The sequence below is a fragment of the Luteipulveratus halotolerans genome (assembly GCF_001247745.1).
GTDB lineage: Bacteria > Actinomycetota > Actinomycetes > Actinomycetales > Dermatophilaceae > Luteipulveratus > Luteipulveratus halotolerans.
In genome coordinates this window covers 2,377,723-2,393,498 of the sequence record NZ_LAIR01000002.1, presented here as the reverse complement: position 1 = coordinate 2,393,498, position 15,776 = coordinate 2,377,723, and the positions used below count along the sequence as shown (strand labels likewise).

The window sequence follows — 15,776 nt, the reverse complement described above, 5'->3', positions numbered from 1 at the left end:
TCTGTGCAGCGTGCGCCGCGGCTTGTAGAGCGGGTCGTCCCTGAACCCACGGTGCCCGTGGATCGCGAGTTGGACCCGGCGCCGGCACCTGTCGAGGGCGTCACCGGCCAGGCGCACGACGTGGAAGGGATCCATCACCGTGACCGCGTCCGGGATCTCCTCTGCAGCGGCTGTCTTGAACCCGGTGAAGCCGTCCATCGCGACCACCTCGACCGCGTCACGGAAGGCGTCGTCGCGGTCGGCGAGCCAGGTCTTGAACGCCGCCTTCGACCGGCCCTCGACCATGTCCAGCAGCCTTGCTGGGCCGGCGCCATCGCGGACCGGGGTGAGGTCGATGATCACGGTGACGTACTTGTCGCCACGCCTGGTGTGGCGCCAGACGTGCTCATCGACGCCAATGACCTTCACGCCCTCAAACCGCGTGGTGTCGTTGATCAGCAGCCGCTTGCCTTCAGCCAGGACCGCGTTGTTGGCGGTGTCCCACGCGACCCCGAGTCCCTCGGCGACACGGGCGACGGTGAGGTGTGCGACCACGATCCCTTCCAGCGCCCACCGCAACCCGGTGCGCGAGAGCTTCGCGCGTGGCTCCGCCGCGGCGCTGGTGCTTGGCGCCACACGTGTCCGCAGTCGGCACAGCGGTCGCGGCGCACTACAACTTCCAGCACGGTCGGTCGCCAGCCCAGCGGCTCGTGGGCCAACCGCCGGATCACGGTGTCACGAGCAGCGCCTTCGGTGCCGCACCGTCGGCACCACGGATCTGGTTCCACCACGCGGCACGCGAGGACCGCACGATCCGGTTCAAGTCGTTGTCCGGTCACGCTCAGACCGAGGCCGTCGAGTCGAGCGAAGGCGGTCAGGTCAGGGCGGCCGAAGCCGGCCGGCGGGGTAGCGTCGGACACGTCGAGGTCCTTCGGATGGATGGCGTAGGAACCTCCGTCGTCGGGAGACCTCGACGTCTATCTGCGGACCGACGCGCCCGGCCGACCTACACCGTCATCTGAGAGGAGGAGGGCGCGGTGAGCTAAAGGAATGGAGCTTGCTCGGCTTCGACGCCGCCCCAAGCTCCGGTGAAACGGTCGGTACTGGTCGGTCGTCGTCGGTCACCACCGGATGGCGGCGTCCCCCACGCTCGGCGTTTGCGCAGGTCAGCGGCTCGTTCGCCCAGTGGCGCATCAAGCGATAGACGGAAAGCCGACGTGATGAGGTCGTCGGTTCGATTCCGACAGGCGGCTCCGGCGAACAGTTCCTGACCTGCGGAAACGCAGGGCAGGGGCTGTTCGGTTCTGGTGGTCGCGCGATGCGCTGGCCTCACGGCTCTGCCCGACACCGACGTCGCTCTCCTCTGCGACGGACCCCTCGCGGCCGGCATCCTGTCCGTGTGTCGATAGGCCTCGCACCGCTCGGCAACGCAGCGTGGCGTTGCGTCGCGACCTGGCTACGGCTCGGAGGGGCGCGATCGTCTCGTGCGTTGGCGGACTACGGGAGCTTGGACGCGAGGACGTCGGCCGCCATGATCTCGGGTGCTGCGCCGAGGAGGTGCTGGTTGGCCGTCAGGTCCGAGCCGTGACCGTCTACGTCGACGACGCACGCATCCAGCCCCGTGCCGGCAGGGGGCCGGGTTCGGTGCGGGTCGGTCTCAGTAGGCGCTGGCGGCGGCTTCGGCGACGGCCTGGTCTTGGACGCCGGTTCCTCCGCTGACGCCGACGGCGCCGACGACCTGGCCGTCGCGCTCGAGCGGGATGCCACCGGCGAAGATCATCACCCGACCGTCGTTGGAGGCGTTGATGCCGTAGAACTGCTCACCGGGTTGGGCGAGGTCGCCGAGGTCTTTGGTGGCTGTGTCGAACGCTCGGGCCGTGAAAGCTTTGTTGATCGAGATGTCGATGCTGCCCAGCCACGCTCCGTCCATCCGTACGTGAGCGACGAGATTGCCGCCGGCATCGACGACGGCGATGTTACTGGGCTGACCCTGCGTGCTGGATTCAGCTTCTGCTGCCGCGATGACACGTTTGGCGTCGTCCAACGACAATGTAGGAATAGATGGCATCAATTGCTCCTTCGAATGTGGCGTGCGCTTTGTGGCTCGAGCCGCTCCAGAGCCGCCCGTTGGTTTGCCTGTTGAGTTTGTGACCGACAGCGCTCGTGTTGTGTTCGCGTTGCGGACGTGCGTTGGCGGACTACGGGAGCTTGGACGCGAGGACGTCGGCCGCCATGATCTCGGGTGCTGCGCCGAGGAGGTGCTGATTGTCCGTCAGGGCTGCGACGATGGCGCCGTTGGCGTGGGCGTCGCGAGCGGCCTCGTCGGGGAATGCATCGAAGATCCAGAAGGTGTCGGCGTGGGTCCTGACCGCGAACCAGACAATCGTTCCTACTTCTTCGTTGGCGAGCGCGACAGCGCCGGCGAGCAGATCGGCGAGCGCGTCGTGCTGTCCATCGGCCGCGACGATCTTGGCGACGAAGGCATACGGAAGTGATGCGGGTGTGGACATGAGGGGTTCTCCTAGGTGTCGAGGTTTCTTGGTGAAGCGAGTTCAGCGTAGGACGAGCAAGGGCATGTGAGAAGTGGCGTATACGGCAGTATTGCTATTGTTTGCGCCATGCGTATCGGACTGATCGCGATCGACGGCTGCTTCGGTTCGGCTGTCGCGTCGGTCATCGACATCGTGCGGGTGGCCGACGGAGCCCGCGGCGATGTCGACCCGCGGATCGACCCGATCGAACTCGCCATCCTCGGACCGAAACGGACAGTGACCACGACGGCATCGATGACCCTGTCGGTGGACCACCCGCTGTCGGAGTCCGCAGAGTTCGACGTGGTCGTCGTCCCTGCGCTTGGAACCCTCACGGCCGCCGCTACCAACGACGCCCTCCAGAGCCGAGATGCTCGTTCGGTCATCGCCTCGCTCGGGTGCCTCGACGACGCGACCACCCGGATCGCCGCGGCGTGCACCGGCGTGTTCGCTGTGGCCGAGACCGGACGGATGGATCATCGGCGGGCGACGACCAGCTGGTTCCTGGGGCCGGAGTTCCTGAAGCGCTATCCGACCGTCGCCCTCGATCTCGACACCATGGTCGTGGTCGACGGGAACCTCGTCACCGCCGGCGCCGCCTTCGCCCACATCGACCTCGCGCTCTCACTCGTGCGATCGATCAGCCCCGACCTGGCCCAACATGTCGCCAAGCTCCTCATCATCGACGAGCGTCCGTCGCAGGCGGCCTTCGTCGCCTACGAACATCTCCGGCACGAGGACCCGATCGTCGTCGAGTTCGAACGCTTCGTGCGCGCCCGCCTGGACGAACCGTTCAACGTCGCCTTCGTCGCGCAGTCGCTCGGCACCAGCCGGCGCACCCTCGAACGACGAGTCCGTGCGGCGCTCAACCTCACTCCGCTCGGCTTCGTCCAACGGCTTCGCATCGAACGAGCTCGGCACCTCTCGGCAACCACGGACCTCACCTCCGCCGACATCGCGCTACGGGTCGGCTACGCGAACGCCGAGACTCTGCGCTCCCTCCTGCGCAGGGAGCGACGCCGTTCCTGACCTATCGCCATGCCATAGAACCACCTCTCAGCACGTCGCGTCGACCCTCCTGCGTCGCCCCTGGAGGGACTGTCCGGTTATCGGTGTAACCGGCGTACTTGGTTACAGGTTCTCGGCCGCGGGCATGCGGTCGGCGAAGGTCACGGCGAACGCGTTCAGGGCCGGCTTCCAGCGCATGGTCCAGCGTGCCTGACCGGTGCCCTTGGGGTCCAGGGACCGGGTCACCAGGTAGAGCGTCTTGAGCGCGGCCTGCTCGGTTGGGAAGTGGCCCTTGGCGGTGACCGCGCGCCGGTAGCGGGCGTTCAAGGACTCGATCCCGTTGGTGGAGCACAGAACTCGGCGGATCTCCACGTCGTAGTCCAGGAACGGCACGAACTGCTCCCACGCATCACGCCACAGCCGTGAGATCGCGGGATACATCGCCGCCCAGGTCTCCTCGAACTGCTCGAACGCCGCCCACGCCGCCTCCTGCGACGGTGCGGTGTAGATCGGGCGCAGGTCCTTGGCCATCGCCTCCCAGTACTTCTTGGAGGCGTACCGGAAGGACCCGCGGATCAGGTGGATGATGCAGGTCTGGACCGTGGCCAGCGGGAACACCGCGTTCGCTGAGTCCGGCAGCCCCTTCAGTCCGTCGCACACGATGAAGAACACATCGGCCACGCCACGGTTCTTGATCTCGGCCAGCACGCTCATCCAGAACTTCGCTGACTCCCCGTGCCCGGCGGTGCCGGCCCATAGCCCGAGCACGTCGCGCCGACCCTGCAGGTCGACCCCGATCGCGGCGTAGAAGGGCCGGTTGCCGACCTGGCCGTCACGGACCTTGACGTAGATCGCGTCGATGAAGATCGCCGCGTAGACCGGCAGCAGCGGCCGGGCGCACCACTCGCTCATCTCGTCGATGACGCGGTCGGTGATCACCGAGATGCGGTCCTTGGACAGCGAGGCGCCGTAGACCTCGGCGAAGTGCGCGCTGATCTCACCAGTGGTCAGGCCCTTGGCGTACAACGACAGCACGACGGTGTCGACGTCACCCAGGCGGCGTTGTCGCTTCTTGACGATGACCGGTTCGAAGCTGCCGTCCCGGTACCGTGGGACCTCGATCGTGACCGGGCCGACGTTGTCGGTCAGCACCGTCTTGGCCCGGGTGCCGTTGCGGGAGTTACCACCATCACGGCCCTCGACCGCGTGCTTGTCATAGCCCAGGTGCTCGCTCATCTCCTCATCGAGCGCGGTCTCCAGCACGGTCTTGGTCAACAGCTTCAGCAGTCCGTCCGGGCCGGTCAGGTCCTCACCACGCGCCCGGGCGGCACGGACCAGCTGCGCTACCGCGGCTCGCTCGGACATCACCGCCGCGGGCTGTTCCGCCGGCCGAACCCGCTCGTGATCATCGACATGGTCAGCGCTGTCATCATCTTCAGGCGACACAGTCGCCAGTGTCTCGGTCATCACAGACCTTCCTCGCCAACCAGCGTTGGCGTGTCAGGCCGGTTACACCGTTTGCCGGACAGTCCCCCCCTGGACGACCCACTCGACACGCCCGCAGCACAGGCCATGTGACGTGTCCCGGCTTCCCGGACGGTCGGGGTTGGGTGGCTGTGATGTCGCTGCGTTCTCGTCGAGGGGGTCAGCAGACTCGATCAGGGTCGATTGGGATGAGACGCGAAGGCGGTCAGGTCAGGGCGGCCGAAGCCGGCCGCCGGGGTAGCGTCGGTCACGTCGAGGTCTTTCGGATGGATGGCGTAGGAACCTCCATCGTCGGGAGACCTCGACGTCTACCTGCGGACCGACGCGCCCGGCCGACCTACACCCTCATCTGGGAAGAGCCCGAAAACCGTCTGCCCGGCACTGCATGCAGTGCCGGGCAGACGATTTTCGTACAGGAGAGGGGCGTGCTCAGCCGGCGAGCCACTCCTCGCCGACCTCGGCCTCGGAGCGTGCGGCCGCCTCGATCACCGGGGCCACGGCCTTCTCGATCCGCCCGCCCACCAACGGAACTCGCGCCTTGAGGTCGCCGGTCAGCGAGACAGCAGTGCTGTCGGCGGCGGGCGCCATCCGGACCTTGCCGTTCATCGACACCGGCTGCCCCTTGGCCTCGACGCGGACCTCGGCCTCACGTGACCCGTCGGCCGCAGCCGGACCCCACGTCTGCGTCTCGGTGATGGTGACGGTGCGACCGGCCAGCGAGCGCAACGCATCGGGTACGCCCTCGGTGGCCATCTCGCGGGTCGTCACGATGACGGTGCGGTCGCCGTCGGCGGTGACGCTGGAGTCGTAGGACTGGGCGCCCGCATCAGCACACTTGCGGTCCTGGAACTCGGTCGAGCTGGTCATGGCCCAGACCTCGTCGGGTGCGGCGGTATAGGTCCAGTCGACGCTGATCTTCATGACCGCAGGGTAGTGGCGGCCACCCGCTGCAGGCGGTGCTCTGCGCGGACGACGCGCCCGAGTAGATGATCGACCGCCGTCGGCCCGCTGCCTGTGTCGTCGGTCGCGGGAGCGCGGCGCAGGCCGGCGAGCCGACCCGCCTCCTCCTGCAGCACGCCCGCCTCGTCGTGCAGTGCCGTGGCCAGCGCCAGCAGCGCCTCGTGGACCTGCCGACCGGTGTCACGCAACGCCTCGTCGGGCACGCAGGTGCAGACCTCATCGACGAGTGCGGCCACCTCACGCAGCTGACCCGCCGCGGTCTGGCCGGCCACCGAGCTGCCCGGGACCCGGCCACTGCGGACCGCGGCTGCGAGGGAGCGCGAGGCGTGCGTCGTACGGTCGAGGTCGACGGCGGTGCGGTGGCTCGGCAGGCGTCGGTGCGACCGGCCGTCGGCGAGCTCGTCGTGCCAGTCGAGCAGCGCGTCGGCGAGGCGCTCGACGGCGTCGTCGACCTGGTCGGCGGTCTCCTCCTCGGCGGGCTCGACCTGGACCGCGAGCAGCCGGGGGACAGCCGCCGCGACACGGGAGGCGAGCGGCGCGGTCGAGTGGGACACACGGGCACTGTAGATCGGATCGCCGCCGATGCCGACTCGTCACCCACAGTCGCGCCGGGGCCGAGTAGGAGCCCGGAGAGAGCGGCGTTACTCTCGCTGTTGGCGCACAACGACGTGTGTCACATGCCCTGCTTTGATCGAGGTAGAGAGCTCCATGTCTGCACCTGTGCAGTCCCGGGACGACATCCTTCGCGAGACCGCGGAGCTGGAGGAGTCGGGGGGTGACATCCCTGGTTGGCTGATCCGGCGCTATTTCCGGCACGTGGCCGAGGACGACCTGTCCGAGTGCGGCTCACCGATGCTCGCCGGCATCATCCGCAGCCACCGTGAGCTCGCGGCCCAGCGTCCCGACGGCACCGCGCGGGTCCGCATCTTCCAGCCCACGCAGGAGCACGACGGCTGGACATGCTCCTACTCCGTGCTGCAGGTCGTCACCGACGACATGCCGTTCCTCGTCGACTCGGTCACCGCAGCCCTCGCGCGCGCCGACCGCGACGTGCACCTGCTCATCCACCCCCAGCTCGTCGTACGCCGCAACGCCCTCGGCGACATCGAGGAGATCCGCGACGTCGACTCCGCGCCGGGACCTGAGCACGGCGAGGCCGGTGCCGTCGACGAGTCGTGGATGCACCTCGAGATCGACCTCGGCCCCGACGAGGCGGCCGACGCCGCGCTGGTCCGCACGCTCGAGAAGGTCCTCGAGGACGCCCGGGTCGCGGTCGACGACTGGGCCAAGATGCACACCGAGTGCGAGACGCTCATGACCGAGCTGGAGAGCGCACCGCCGAGCAGCGTCCCCACCGAGATCGTCCAGCGCACCCAGGGCTTCCTGCGCTGGTTGGCCGACGACCACTTCACCTTCCTCGGATACAAGGAGTACTCGCTCGACACTGTCGACGGTGAGGACGTACTCCGCTCGGTGCCCGGCACCGGCCTGGGCATCCTGCGCTGGGACCGTGCGGGCAGCCAGTCCGACAGCTTCAGCCGGCTCACGCCCGAAGCCCGCGCGACCGCGCGTGACCCGCAGCTGCTGATCATCACCAAGGCCAACTCGCGAGCGACGGTGCACCGGACCGCGTACCTCGACTACATCGGCGTCAAGACGTTCGACGCCGACGGCAACGTGGTCGGCGAGAAGCGCTTCCTGGGCCTGTTCACCTCCAGCGCCTACACCGAGTCCGTACGCCGGGTGCCGATCGTGCGCGAGCGCGTCGCCAAGGTGCTCGCCCGGGCCGGGTTCGCGCCGGACAGCCACTCCGGCAAGGACCTGCTGCAGGTGCTCGAGACCTATCCGCGCGACGAGCTGTTCCAGACCAGCTCCGAGCAGCTCTACGCCGTCGCCACCAAGGTGCTGCGGCTGAGCGAGCGCCGCCAGTCGCACCTGTTCCTGCGCCGTGACGACTACGGCCGGTTCGTCTCGGCCCTGGTCTACCTCCCGCGCGACCGCTACAACACCACCGTGCGGCTGAGCATGGAGCGCATCCTGCGCGACGAGTTCGACGCCGAGACCGTCGACTACACCACCAGCGTCGGTGACGCGGTGCTCGCCCGGATCCACTTCGTCGTACGCCTCCGGCCGGGTGCGCAGGTGCCCGACGTCAACGAGGCGAGCCTGCAGCAGCGCATCGTCGAGGCCACCCGCACCTGGGGTGAGCGGCTGGGTGACATGTCACGCGCCGAGGACGGCGACGACGCCGCAGCCCGCGTGATCAGCCTCTACTCGCGGGCGTTCCCCGAGGCCTACAAGGAGGACTTCAGTCCTCGTCAGGGTGTCGCCGACCTGCGTCGCATCGAGGCGCTCGAGGGTCAGGACCACACGCTGCTCACGCTCTACCGCGACCCCGGCGCCGACGACCACGAGCGCCGGTTCAAGCTGTTCCGTCGCTCCAAGCTGGTGCTCACCGACGTGCTCCCGGTCTTCACCGACCTCGGCGTCAAGGTCACCGACGAGCGGCCTTACGCCATGCACCGCGCTGACGGCGAGAAGGTCTACGTCTACGACTTCGGCCTGCGTGCGACCGACGCGGGCGTGTGGGGGAGCACCGAGCAGGACCTCGCCGGCGTTCGTGAGGTGTTCCAGGACGCGTTCGCCGCGGTCTGGGAGGGCGACGCCGAGAGCGACGGCTTCAACGCACTCGTGCTCAAGGGTCGGCTGCGCTGGCGCCAGGTCGTCGTCCTGCGTGCGGTCGCCAAGTACCTGCGCCAGATCGGCTTCACGTTCAGCCAGGACTACCTCGTGTCCGCGCTCGTCGGCAACGTCGACCTGGCGCGCGCTCTGGTCGAGCTGTTCGAGGTGCGGTTCGACCCCGACTTCGCCTCCGGCGACCGTGACGCGGCCGAGGACGACGTCGTACGCCGCATCGAGGCGGCTCTCGAGGACGTCGCCAGCCTCGACCACGACCGCATCATCCGTGCGTTCATGGGTGTGATGCGAGCGACGTTGCGTACCAACGCTTTTCAGCGCGACGAGGACGGCAGCCGTCGTCCTGTGGTGAGCCTCAAGATCGACTGCCAGGCGGTGCCGGGCCTGCCCAGCCCCAAGCCGATGTTCGAGATCTGGTGCTACAGCCCGCGCGTCGAGGGCGTGCACCTGCGGTTCGGCAAGGTCGCCCGAGGTGGTCTGCGCTGGAGCGACCGACGCGAGGACTTCCGCACCGAGATCCTCGGCCTGGTCAAGGCGCAGATGGTCAAGAACGCCGTCATCGTGCCGACCGGGTCCAAGGGTGGTTTCGTCGCCAAGAGCCTGCCCGACCCCTCCGACCGTGACGCCTGGATGGCCGAGGGCATCTCCTCGTACAAGGCGTTCATCTCGGGCCTGCTCGACCTCACCGACAACCTGGTCGCCGGTGAGGTCGTGCCGCCGCAGCGCGTCGTGCGTCACGACCCCGACGACACCTACCTCGTGGTGGCGGCCGACAAGGGCACCGCGACGTTCTCCGACATCGCCAACGGTGTCGCCCAGGACTTCGGCTTCTGGCTCGACGACGCGTTCGCCTCGGGCGGCTCGGCGGGTTATGACCACAAGGCGATGGGCATCACCGCCCGCGGCGCGTGGGAGTCGGTCAAGCGGCACTTCCGCGACCTCGGCGTCGACTGCCAGACCGAGCCCTTCACCGCGGTCGGTATCGGAGACATGAGCGGCGACGTCTTCGGCAACGGCATGCTGCTGTCGGAGCAGACGCGGCTGGTGGCGGCGTTCGACCACCGGCACATCTTCATCGACCCCGAGCCGGTGACGTCGACCTCGTACGCCGAGCGGCGCCGGCTGTTCGAGCTGCCGCGCTCGTCGTGGGCCGACTACGACACCACGCTGATCTCCCAGGGTGGTGGCGTGTGGCCGCGTACGGCGAAGGCGATCCCGGTGAGCGAGCGGGCCGCTCGTGCCCTCGGCATCGAGGGCGGCGCAACGACGCTCACGCCCGCCGAGCTGATGAAGGCGATCCTGCTGGCCGACGTCGACCTGTTCTGGAACGGCGGCATCGGCACCTACATCAAGTCCGCCGTCGAGAGCAGTGCCGACATCGGTGACCGCGCCAACGACGCCATCCGCGTCGACGGCAAGCAGCTGCGCTGCAAGGTGGTCGGCGAGGGCGGCAACCTCGGCGCCAGCCAGCTCGGGCGCATCGAGGCCGCGCGCGCCGGCGTACGCATCAACACCGACGCGATCGACAACTCCGCCGGTGTGGACACCTCCGACCACGAGGTCAACATCAAGATCCTGCTCACCGACCGCATGCGCGACGGCGACCTCACGCTCGACCAGCGCAACGAGCTGCTGCAGTCGATGACCGACGACGTCGCCGAGCGTGTGCTGCGGCACAACTACGAGCAGAACACCCTGCTCGGCAACGCCCGGGCCCAGGAGCACCTGATGCTCCCGGTGCACGAGCGGCTGATCCGGTGGCTGGAGAAGCGTGGTGAGCTCGACCGTGCGCTGGAGTTCCTGCCCAGCAAGGGCGAGATCAAGAAGCGCGCCGAGGCGGGCCTGGGCCTGACCTCGCCGGAGTTCTCGGTGCTGGTCGCCTACTCCAAGCTCGCGCTGAAGACCGACCTCGCCGAGAGCGGTCTCACCGAGGACCCGTGGTTCGCAGGCACCCTGCGTGACTACTTCCCGCAGGCGCTGCGCGAGCGGTACGCCGACCAGCTGGCCGAGCACCCGCTGCGGCGCGAGATCGTCATCAACGCCGTCGCCAACAGCATGATCAACCGGGGCGGCATCACCTTCGCGTTCCGGGCGCAGGAAGAGACCGGTGCCTCTCCGGAGCAGGTCGCGCGGGCCTACGTCATCGCCCGCGAGGTCTTCGGGATGAGCGACTTCGTCGCGGCGGTCGAGGCACTCGACAACCGGGTGCCCACGGCGGCGCAGACCACGCTCTACCTGGAGTTCCGCCGGCTCATCGACCGTGCGGTGCGGTGGCTGCTGCACAGCCGACCGTCCCACCTCGACGTGACGGCCGAGATCGAGCGGTTCGCGCCGGTCGTCGCCGAGCTCGCTCCGCAGGTGCCACAGCTGCTGCGCGGTGACGAGCGTGAGCGGTGGGAGCGCAACGCGACGGGCCGGTTCGCCGAGGGTGGCATCCCTGCTGAGCTGGCCGAGCGCGGCGCGGCGCTGCTCGACACGTTCTCGTTGCTCGACATCGCCGAGCAGGCGCGGGCCACGGGCGAGTCGCCGCAGGCGGTCGCCGAGCTGTACTTCACGCTCTCCGAGAGCCTGGGCATCGACCGGATGCTGCTGTCGGTCTCGCAGCTGCCGCGCGACGACCGCTGGGACGCGCTCGCGCGCGGGGCGGTCCGTGACGACCTCTACTCCGTGCTCGACGCGCTGACCGGCGCAGTGCTGGCCGGTACGCCGACCGACCTGTCCGCGCAGGAGCGCGCCGAGCGGTGGTCCGGTGACCACGACGCGGCGATCGGCCGAGCGACGCAGGCCCTCGCCGGCATCGACGAGCTGGACACGCCGGGGCTCGCGCCGCTGTCGGTCGCACTGCGCACGCTGCGCACGGTGATCCGCTCCGGGTCGGCCACCTGACCTGACCTAGGGTTCGGGTGTGCCCACCCTCAACGACGTCCTGGCCGAGCATCCGTGGCTCGACCCGGCGGCGTCCGACTGGTTGCACCTGCTCGTCGGCGACTGGCAGCTGCTGTCCGACCTGTCGTTCGCCGACCTGGTGCTGTGGGTGCCCCGTGACGACGGCGGCTGGACGGCCGCGGCGCACGTCCGACCGACCACGGGCGTCGGGGTCTTCCTCGACGACCTCGTCGGCGGCAGCATCGACCGCACCCGGGTCGGTCCGGTCGACCAGGCGTTCCGTGAGAACCGACTGGTGCGTGCGCCCCAGACGATGTGGCGCGACGACACGCCCGTGCGTGAGGAGTCGATCCCGGTCGTGGTGCGTGGCGGCACCGCACCGGTCGCAGTCGTGACGCGACACACCAACCTGGCCTCGATGCGTACACCGAGCCGCCTCGAGGTCACCTACCTCGCGACGGCCGACGCGCTCGCCCGGATGATCGCGACGGGGGAGTTCCCGACCAAGGGCGGCCACACCGGCCGACGGCGGGGTGCGCCTCGCGTCGGTGACGGCGTGCTGCGCCTCGACCGCGAGGGCAAGGTCACCTACGCCAGCCCCAACGCCGTGTCGGCGATCCACCGCCTCGGCTACGGCGGTGAGCTGGTCGGCGTACGCCTCGGTCACGCGCTCTCCGGGCTGCTCCCGCGCACCGGGCCGATGGACGAGGAGCTCATGCCGGTGCTCACGGGCGCCCTGCCCTGGTCGACCGAGCTGCCGTCGCGCAGCGCCAGCGTCACCGTGCGTTCGATCCCGTTGTCCGAGGCCGGCAGCAGGGTCGGCGCGGTCCTGCTCGTGCGCGACGTCAGTGAGCTGCGCCGACGTGAGCGCGAGCTGCTCACCAAGGACGCCACGATCCGCGAGATCCACCACCGCGTCAAGAACAACCTGCAGACCGTGGCCGCTGTGCTGCGGCTGCAGTCGCGGCGGCTGGACGACCCGGGCGCCAAGGCCGCACTCGACGACGCCGTACGCCGGGTCGCGACCATCGCGCTGGTCCACGAAACCCTCAGCGCTCACCTCGACGACTCCGTCGACTTCGACGTCATCGCGGCACGCGGCCTGCAGGCGGCGATCGAGGTGGCCAACCGCACCGCCGTACGCGTGCGCGGCGTGACCGAGGGATCGTTCGGGGTGCTCGCGTCCGAGGACGCCACGGTCCTCGCGATGGTGCTCGCCGAGCTCGTCCAGAACGCCGTCGAGCACGGTCTCGCCGATCGGGACGGCACCGTGACGGTCGCGGCTCGTCGGTTCACCGATGAGGGCGGCGACCGTCTCGCGGTGACGGTGTCGGACGACGGTCGTGGCCTTCCCGAGGGGTTCGAGCCGGGCCGGCGAGGGCTCGGCACCCAGATCGTGCTGTCCCTCGTCCAGGACCTGCGCGGCACGATCCGATGGGAGCCGAGGCCGGAGGGAGGGTCGCGCGTGACGTTCGACGCCGTGCTGCGCCCGCCCGCCGATCGCGACGACCCGGGCATGAAAGAACCCCCGGCCGAGGGCCAGGGGTCAGGGGTGGGGACGTGAGAAGGCGGTCAGCCCGCGCGGCGAGCGCGTGCGTTGCGACGCTTGAGGGCTCGACGCTCGTCTTCTGACAGGCCGCCCCAGACGCCGGCGTCCTGGCCGGTCTCGAGGGCCCACTTCAGACAGGTGTCGATGACCTCGCAGCGACGGCACACCGCCTTGGCGTCCTCGATCTGCTGCAGGGCGGGGCCGGTGTTGCCGATGGGGAAGAACAGCTCCGGGTCCTCGTCCAGACATGCAGCGCGGTTGCGCCAATCCATGTGGTGTTGCTCCTTAGCTCGTCACGTGGGCGCACGCAGGCGCGCCACGATGTCGTCGCGGGTGGATGTTCGGGTAGCCGCGGCCTGCGTCGGTCGGGTGGTCCCGACGGCGTGACGTCTTGTGGGGAAACGTCTCGACTCCGACATCCGGGCAACGCCCGCAGGTCACATACTGTTTCCCAACTGTCACAGATCCCCACAGGGGCCCACAAGGGCTTTGGGAGAATTTTTCGGTACCGAAGGTGAGGGATACGTCACAAGCCTGCCTGCGACTAGCCTTACGCCTTGTGATAGAGACCCGCAACGCCGCGCCCGACGAGCTCAGTCCCGCCTCCCGGTCGGCCGCTCTGCTGATGGCCGGGCAGGCCGTCGTCCTGGCGGTGCTGGTGGTGATCTCGCTGGTGCAGGTGATCAACGGCTCGGCCGACGACGTCACCCAGGCGCTCACCGAGGCTGCGCTGGTGCTGGTGTTCGCGGGCTGCGCGGCGGCGCTCGCGCTGGCGCTGCATCGTGGCAAGGGCTTGGCTCGTACGCCGACGCTGGTCTGGAACGCGCTGCTGATCCCGGTGGGCGTCTCGATGCTCGGAGGCGGCGCCGTGGCGATCGGTCTGGCCGTCCTGCTGTGGGCGGTCGCCACGATCGCCGCGGCGGTGATGATGCCTCGCCCCGACCTGGACGCCTAGGCCGGTCCGGGTCAGAGCGTGGGCTGCACCTTGTCGGCGATCAGCTGAGCCAGCGCCGGTGCGACCCGCTGCCGGTAGTCCTGGCGAGAGGCCAGGTAGCCCGGCTTGAGGTGGGCGAACCCGATCCCGCTGAACCAGACCTCACCGGCCGCTCCGCCGCGCTGCAGCAGAACCCGGGTCGTGGTGCCGTCGGTGTAGGACGCTGATGCGCCGAGCGCGCCGTTCTTGTAGAAGGTGTAGAGCCCGGGTCGTGAGGCGGCGCGTTCGCGCTGCTGGGTGAGCGTGCGGGTCCAGCCGGTGCCGATCACGGCGGGGACACCGAAGCCGCGGACGCTGACGATGATGCGGCTGCGGTTGTCGGCGGGCTCGCCCTTGACGGTCAGGTCGAGGGTGCAGCGGGTGCTGCGCGCCGAGGAACGACCACCGGACACCGGGCTGCTGGCGCAGTCGTGCGCCTTGATCGCTGTGACGCCGGGGATGACCTGGGCGAGCTCGGAGACGGTGAAGAGGCGTCCTGCATCGGGCCAGGTCTGGTCGAACGCCTGCTTGCCGGTGCGGTCGACGCGGACGGGGATCGTGCCGGACGCCTTGATCGCCGGTGCGCTCGGCGTGGCCGCCTGCGCCTGGTCCGGCGGCGGTGCGTAGGGCGCCGGCGTCGGCAGGGGCGTGGGCTTGGGGGCGGTCGTGGCCGTACCGGAGGGCTTGGGAGTCGCGGTGGTCGCCTTCGACGACGGCGCCTTCGCCGGGACCCGGGTGGGAGTGGCAGCGGGCGCGGACCGGGGCGCGGACGCCGAGCCCTGGCTCGCGGCGTACGCCGGGACGACGCTGAGGGTGAGCGCAGCGACGGTGGCGCCGACGGTCAGACGGCGGTTCATGAGTACTGCCTGGGAAGGTGGGGGATGAGGTCCTGGATGGCGAGGGGGAACACCTGCTTGCGGATGACCTCACCGATCTTGCCCGGCGTCTGGTCCTGCGGGGACACGAAGCTGAAGTCGGTGAACTCCAGGTCGATCCACGCCGCGATCTGGCCGTCGGAGATCACGAAGGAGCCCAGCCCGGTGCTGTCGCGGAACAGAGCCCGGCGGGCGCCGAACGTCCCGTCCTTGTAGAAGACGTCGCCGTCCTTCTTCTCAGTGCGGAACTGGTCGCGGGTGGAGTCCCAGGACTTGGTGACCTCACTGTCAGCGCCGATGCCACGCAGCTTGATTCGGAACGTGGACTTGTCATTGTCGCTGACGTATCGCTCGGTGCTGTTGGTGACGTACCAGGAGCAGGTGGCGTTCTTGGGCGTCTGGTTGCCATTGCCGTACTGCCCGAAGGCGCACGAGGTCTGTTCGAGCTTGGTCGCCTCCGGGAACAGGCCCTGGATCCGGTCGCGCGGGTAAAGCTGCTGCGCGTCGGGCCAGTCGGCGTAGGCGACCGAGCCGGACTCGGGTGCGAGCTTGAGCGTCCACTTCTCGGTGGCGGGGATCGCCTTGCGGTTGGGCGCGGCCTGCTGGTCGCCGTCCTGGTCGGAGGTGTTCGTGGCGTCCTGGGCGCTCCACGCCGTCGGGATGGCCTGGGCGTCGCCTCCGTCACCCCCGCCGCCGTCGTCCTTGCTGCAGGCGGTGGTCGCGAACGTGAGCGCGAGCAGCGCCGCAGCCATCGTGGCCGTGGTACGACGAGCCGACATGGTCTCCCCTCCGGAGGCGCTGCGCGGGCGTGCCGCGGCGCCGGTGTGCACAAG

General features: G+C 69.3%; 12 protein-coding genes and 2 pseudogenes. 4 read left to right on the top strand and 10 right to left on the bottom strand.

All coding sequences use genetic code 11. The features are described from left to right. Positions 1-3 precede the first annotated feature (3 nt). From VV01_RS12050 to VV01_RS12040, 4 genes and pseudogenes are all read right to left on the bottom strand, one after another. Positions 4-899: pseudogene (locus VV01_RS12050) on the bottom strand (ISL3 family transposase); the annotation flags it as partial. 577 nt (positions 900-1,476) lie between these two features. After that, positions 1,477-1,554 (bottom strand): annotated as a pseudogene (locus VV01_RS23340) (antibiotic biosynthesis monooxygenase); the annotation flags it as partial. Between the two features lie 82 nt (positions 1,555-1,636). Beyond that, positions 1,637-2,047: a GlcG/HbpS family heme-binding protein gene (locus VV01_RS12045; protein WP_050670097.1), complete on the bottom strand. Its 411-nt coding sequence runs from the start codon at positions 2,045-2,047 to the stop codon at positions 1,637-1,639. A gap of 130 nt (positions 2,048-2,177) precedes the next feature. Beyond that, on the bottom strand, positions 2,178-2,489 hold the full coding sequence (locus VV01_RS12040; protein WP_050670096.1) for a putative quinol monooxygenase: 312 nt from the start codon (positions 2,487-2,489) through the stop codon (positions 2,178-2,180). A gap of 108 nt (positions 2,490-2,597) precedes the next feature. Between VV01_RS12040 and VV01_RS12035 the strand changes: the two genes are divergently transcribed. Beyond that, entirely contained in the window at positions 2,598-3,539 is a 942-nt protein-coding gene (locus tag VV01_RS12035; protein ID WP_050670095.1) for a GlxA family transcriptional regulator, read from the top strand. A 102-nt stretch (positions 3,540-3,641) separates the two neighbouring features. Here the strand turns inward: VV01_RS12035 and VV01_RS12030 are convergent, their stop codons facing one another. From VV01_RS12030 to VV01_RS12020, 3 genes are all read right to left on the bottom strand, one after another. Further along, positions 3,642-4,883, bottom strand: coding sequence for an IS256 family transposase (locus VV01_RS12030; RefSeq protein ID WP_050669285.1), 1,242 nt, complete (start codon positions 4,881-4,883; stop codon positions 3,642-3,644). A gap of 549 nt (positions 4,884-5,432) precedes the next feature. Beyond that, entirely contained in the window at positions 5,433-5,924 is a 492-nt protein-coding gene (locus VV01_RS12025; protein ID WP_050670094.1) for a DUF2505 domain-containing protein, read from the bottom strand. Then, positions 5,921-6,517 carry a hypothetical protein gene (locus tag VV01_RS12020; RefSeq protein ID WP_050670093.1) on the bottom strand — a complete coding sequence of 199 codons (597 nt, stop codon included), beginning with the start codon at positions 6,515-6,517 and terminating at the stop codon, positions 5,921-5,923. Before VV01_RS12020 ends, VV01_RS12025 begins: the two co-directional genes overlap by 4 nt. 154 nt (positions 6,518-6,671) lie before the next feature. Here VV01_RS12020 and VV01_RS12015 point away from each other — a divergent pair, with 154 nt between their 5' ends. Beyond that, a complete protein-coding gene (locus VV01_RS12015) occupies positions 6,672-11,546 on the top strand; it encodes an NAD-glutamate dehydrogenase (protein ID WP_050670092.1) in 4,875 nt (1,624 codons plus the stop codon). A gap of 19 nt (positions 11,547-11,565) precedes the next feature. After that, the gene (locus tag VV01_RS12010) at positions 11,566-13,110 is read left to right on the top strand and encodes a sensor histidine kinase (RefSeq protein WP_050670091.1); all 1,545 of its coding nucleotides are present in this window, start codon (positions 11,566-11,568) and stop codon (positions 13,108-13,110) included. An 8-nt stretch (positions 13,111-13,118) separates the two neighbouring features. On the opposite strand, the gene VV01_RS12005 is transcribed toward VV01_RS12010, so the two are convergent. Then, positions 13,119-13,367 (bottom strand): WhiB family transcriptional regulator, encoded by a 249-nt coding sequence (locus VV01_RS12005; RefSeq protein ID WP_050670090.1) that lies wholly within the window; start codon positions 13,365-13,367, stop codon positions 13,119-13,121. Positions 13,368-13,654: 287 nt separating this feature from the next. Between VV01_RS12005 and VV01_RS12000 the strand changes: the two genes are divergently transcribed. Further along, entirely contained in the window at positions 13,655-14,050 is a 396-nt protein-coding gene (locus tag VV01_RS12000) for a hypothetical protein (RefSeq protein ID WP_157508819.1), read from the top strand. Positions 14,051-14,061: 11 nt separating this feature from the next. Here the strand turns inward: VV01_RS12000 and VV01_RS11995 are convergent, their stop codons facing one another. Together VV01_RS11995 and VV01_RS11990 are read right to left on the bottom strand one after the other, a co-directional pair. Continuing rightward, positions 14,062-14,925 carry a hypothetical protein gene (locus VV01_RS11995; protein ID WP_050670088.1) on the bottom strand — a complete coding sequence of 288 codons (864 nt, stop codon included), beginning with the start codon at positions 14,923-14,925 and terminating at the stop codon, positions 14,062-14,064. Continuing rightward, positions 14,922-15,722 carry a hypothetical protein gene (locus tag VV01_RS11990; protein ID WP_157508818.1) on the bottom strand — a complete coding sequence of 267 codons (801 nt, stop codon included), beginning with the start codon at positions 15,720-15,722 and terminating at the stop codon, positions 14,922-14,924. The genes VV01_RS11995 and VV01_RS11990 overlap by 4 nt, the downstream gene beginning before the upstream one ends. Positions 15,723-15,776: the final 54 nt, after the last annotated feature.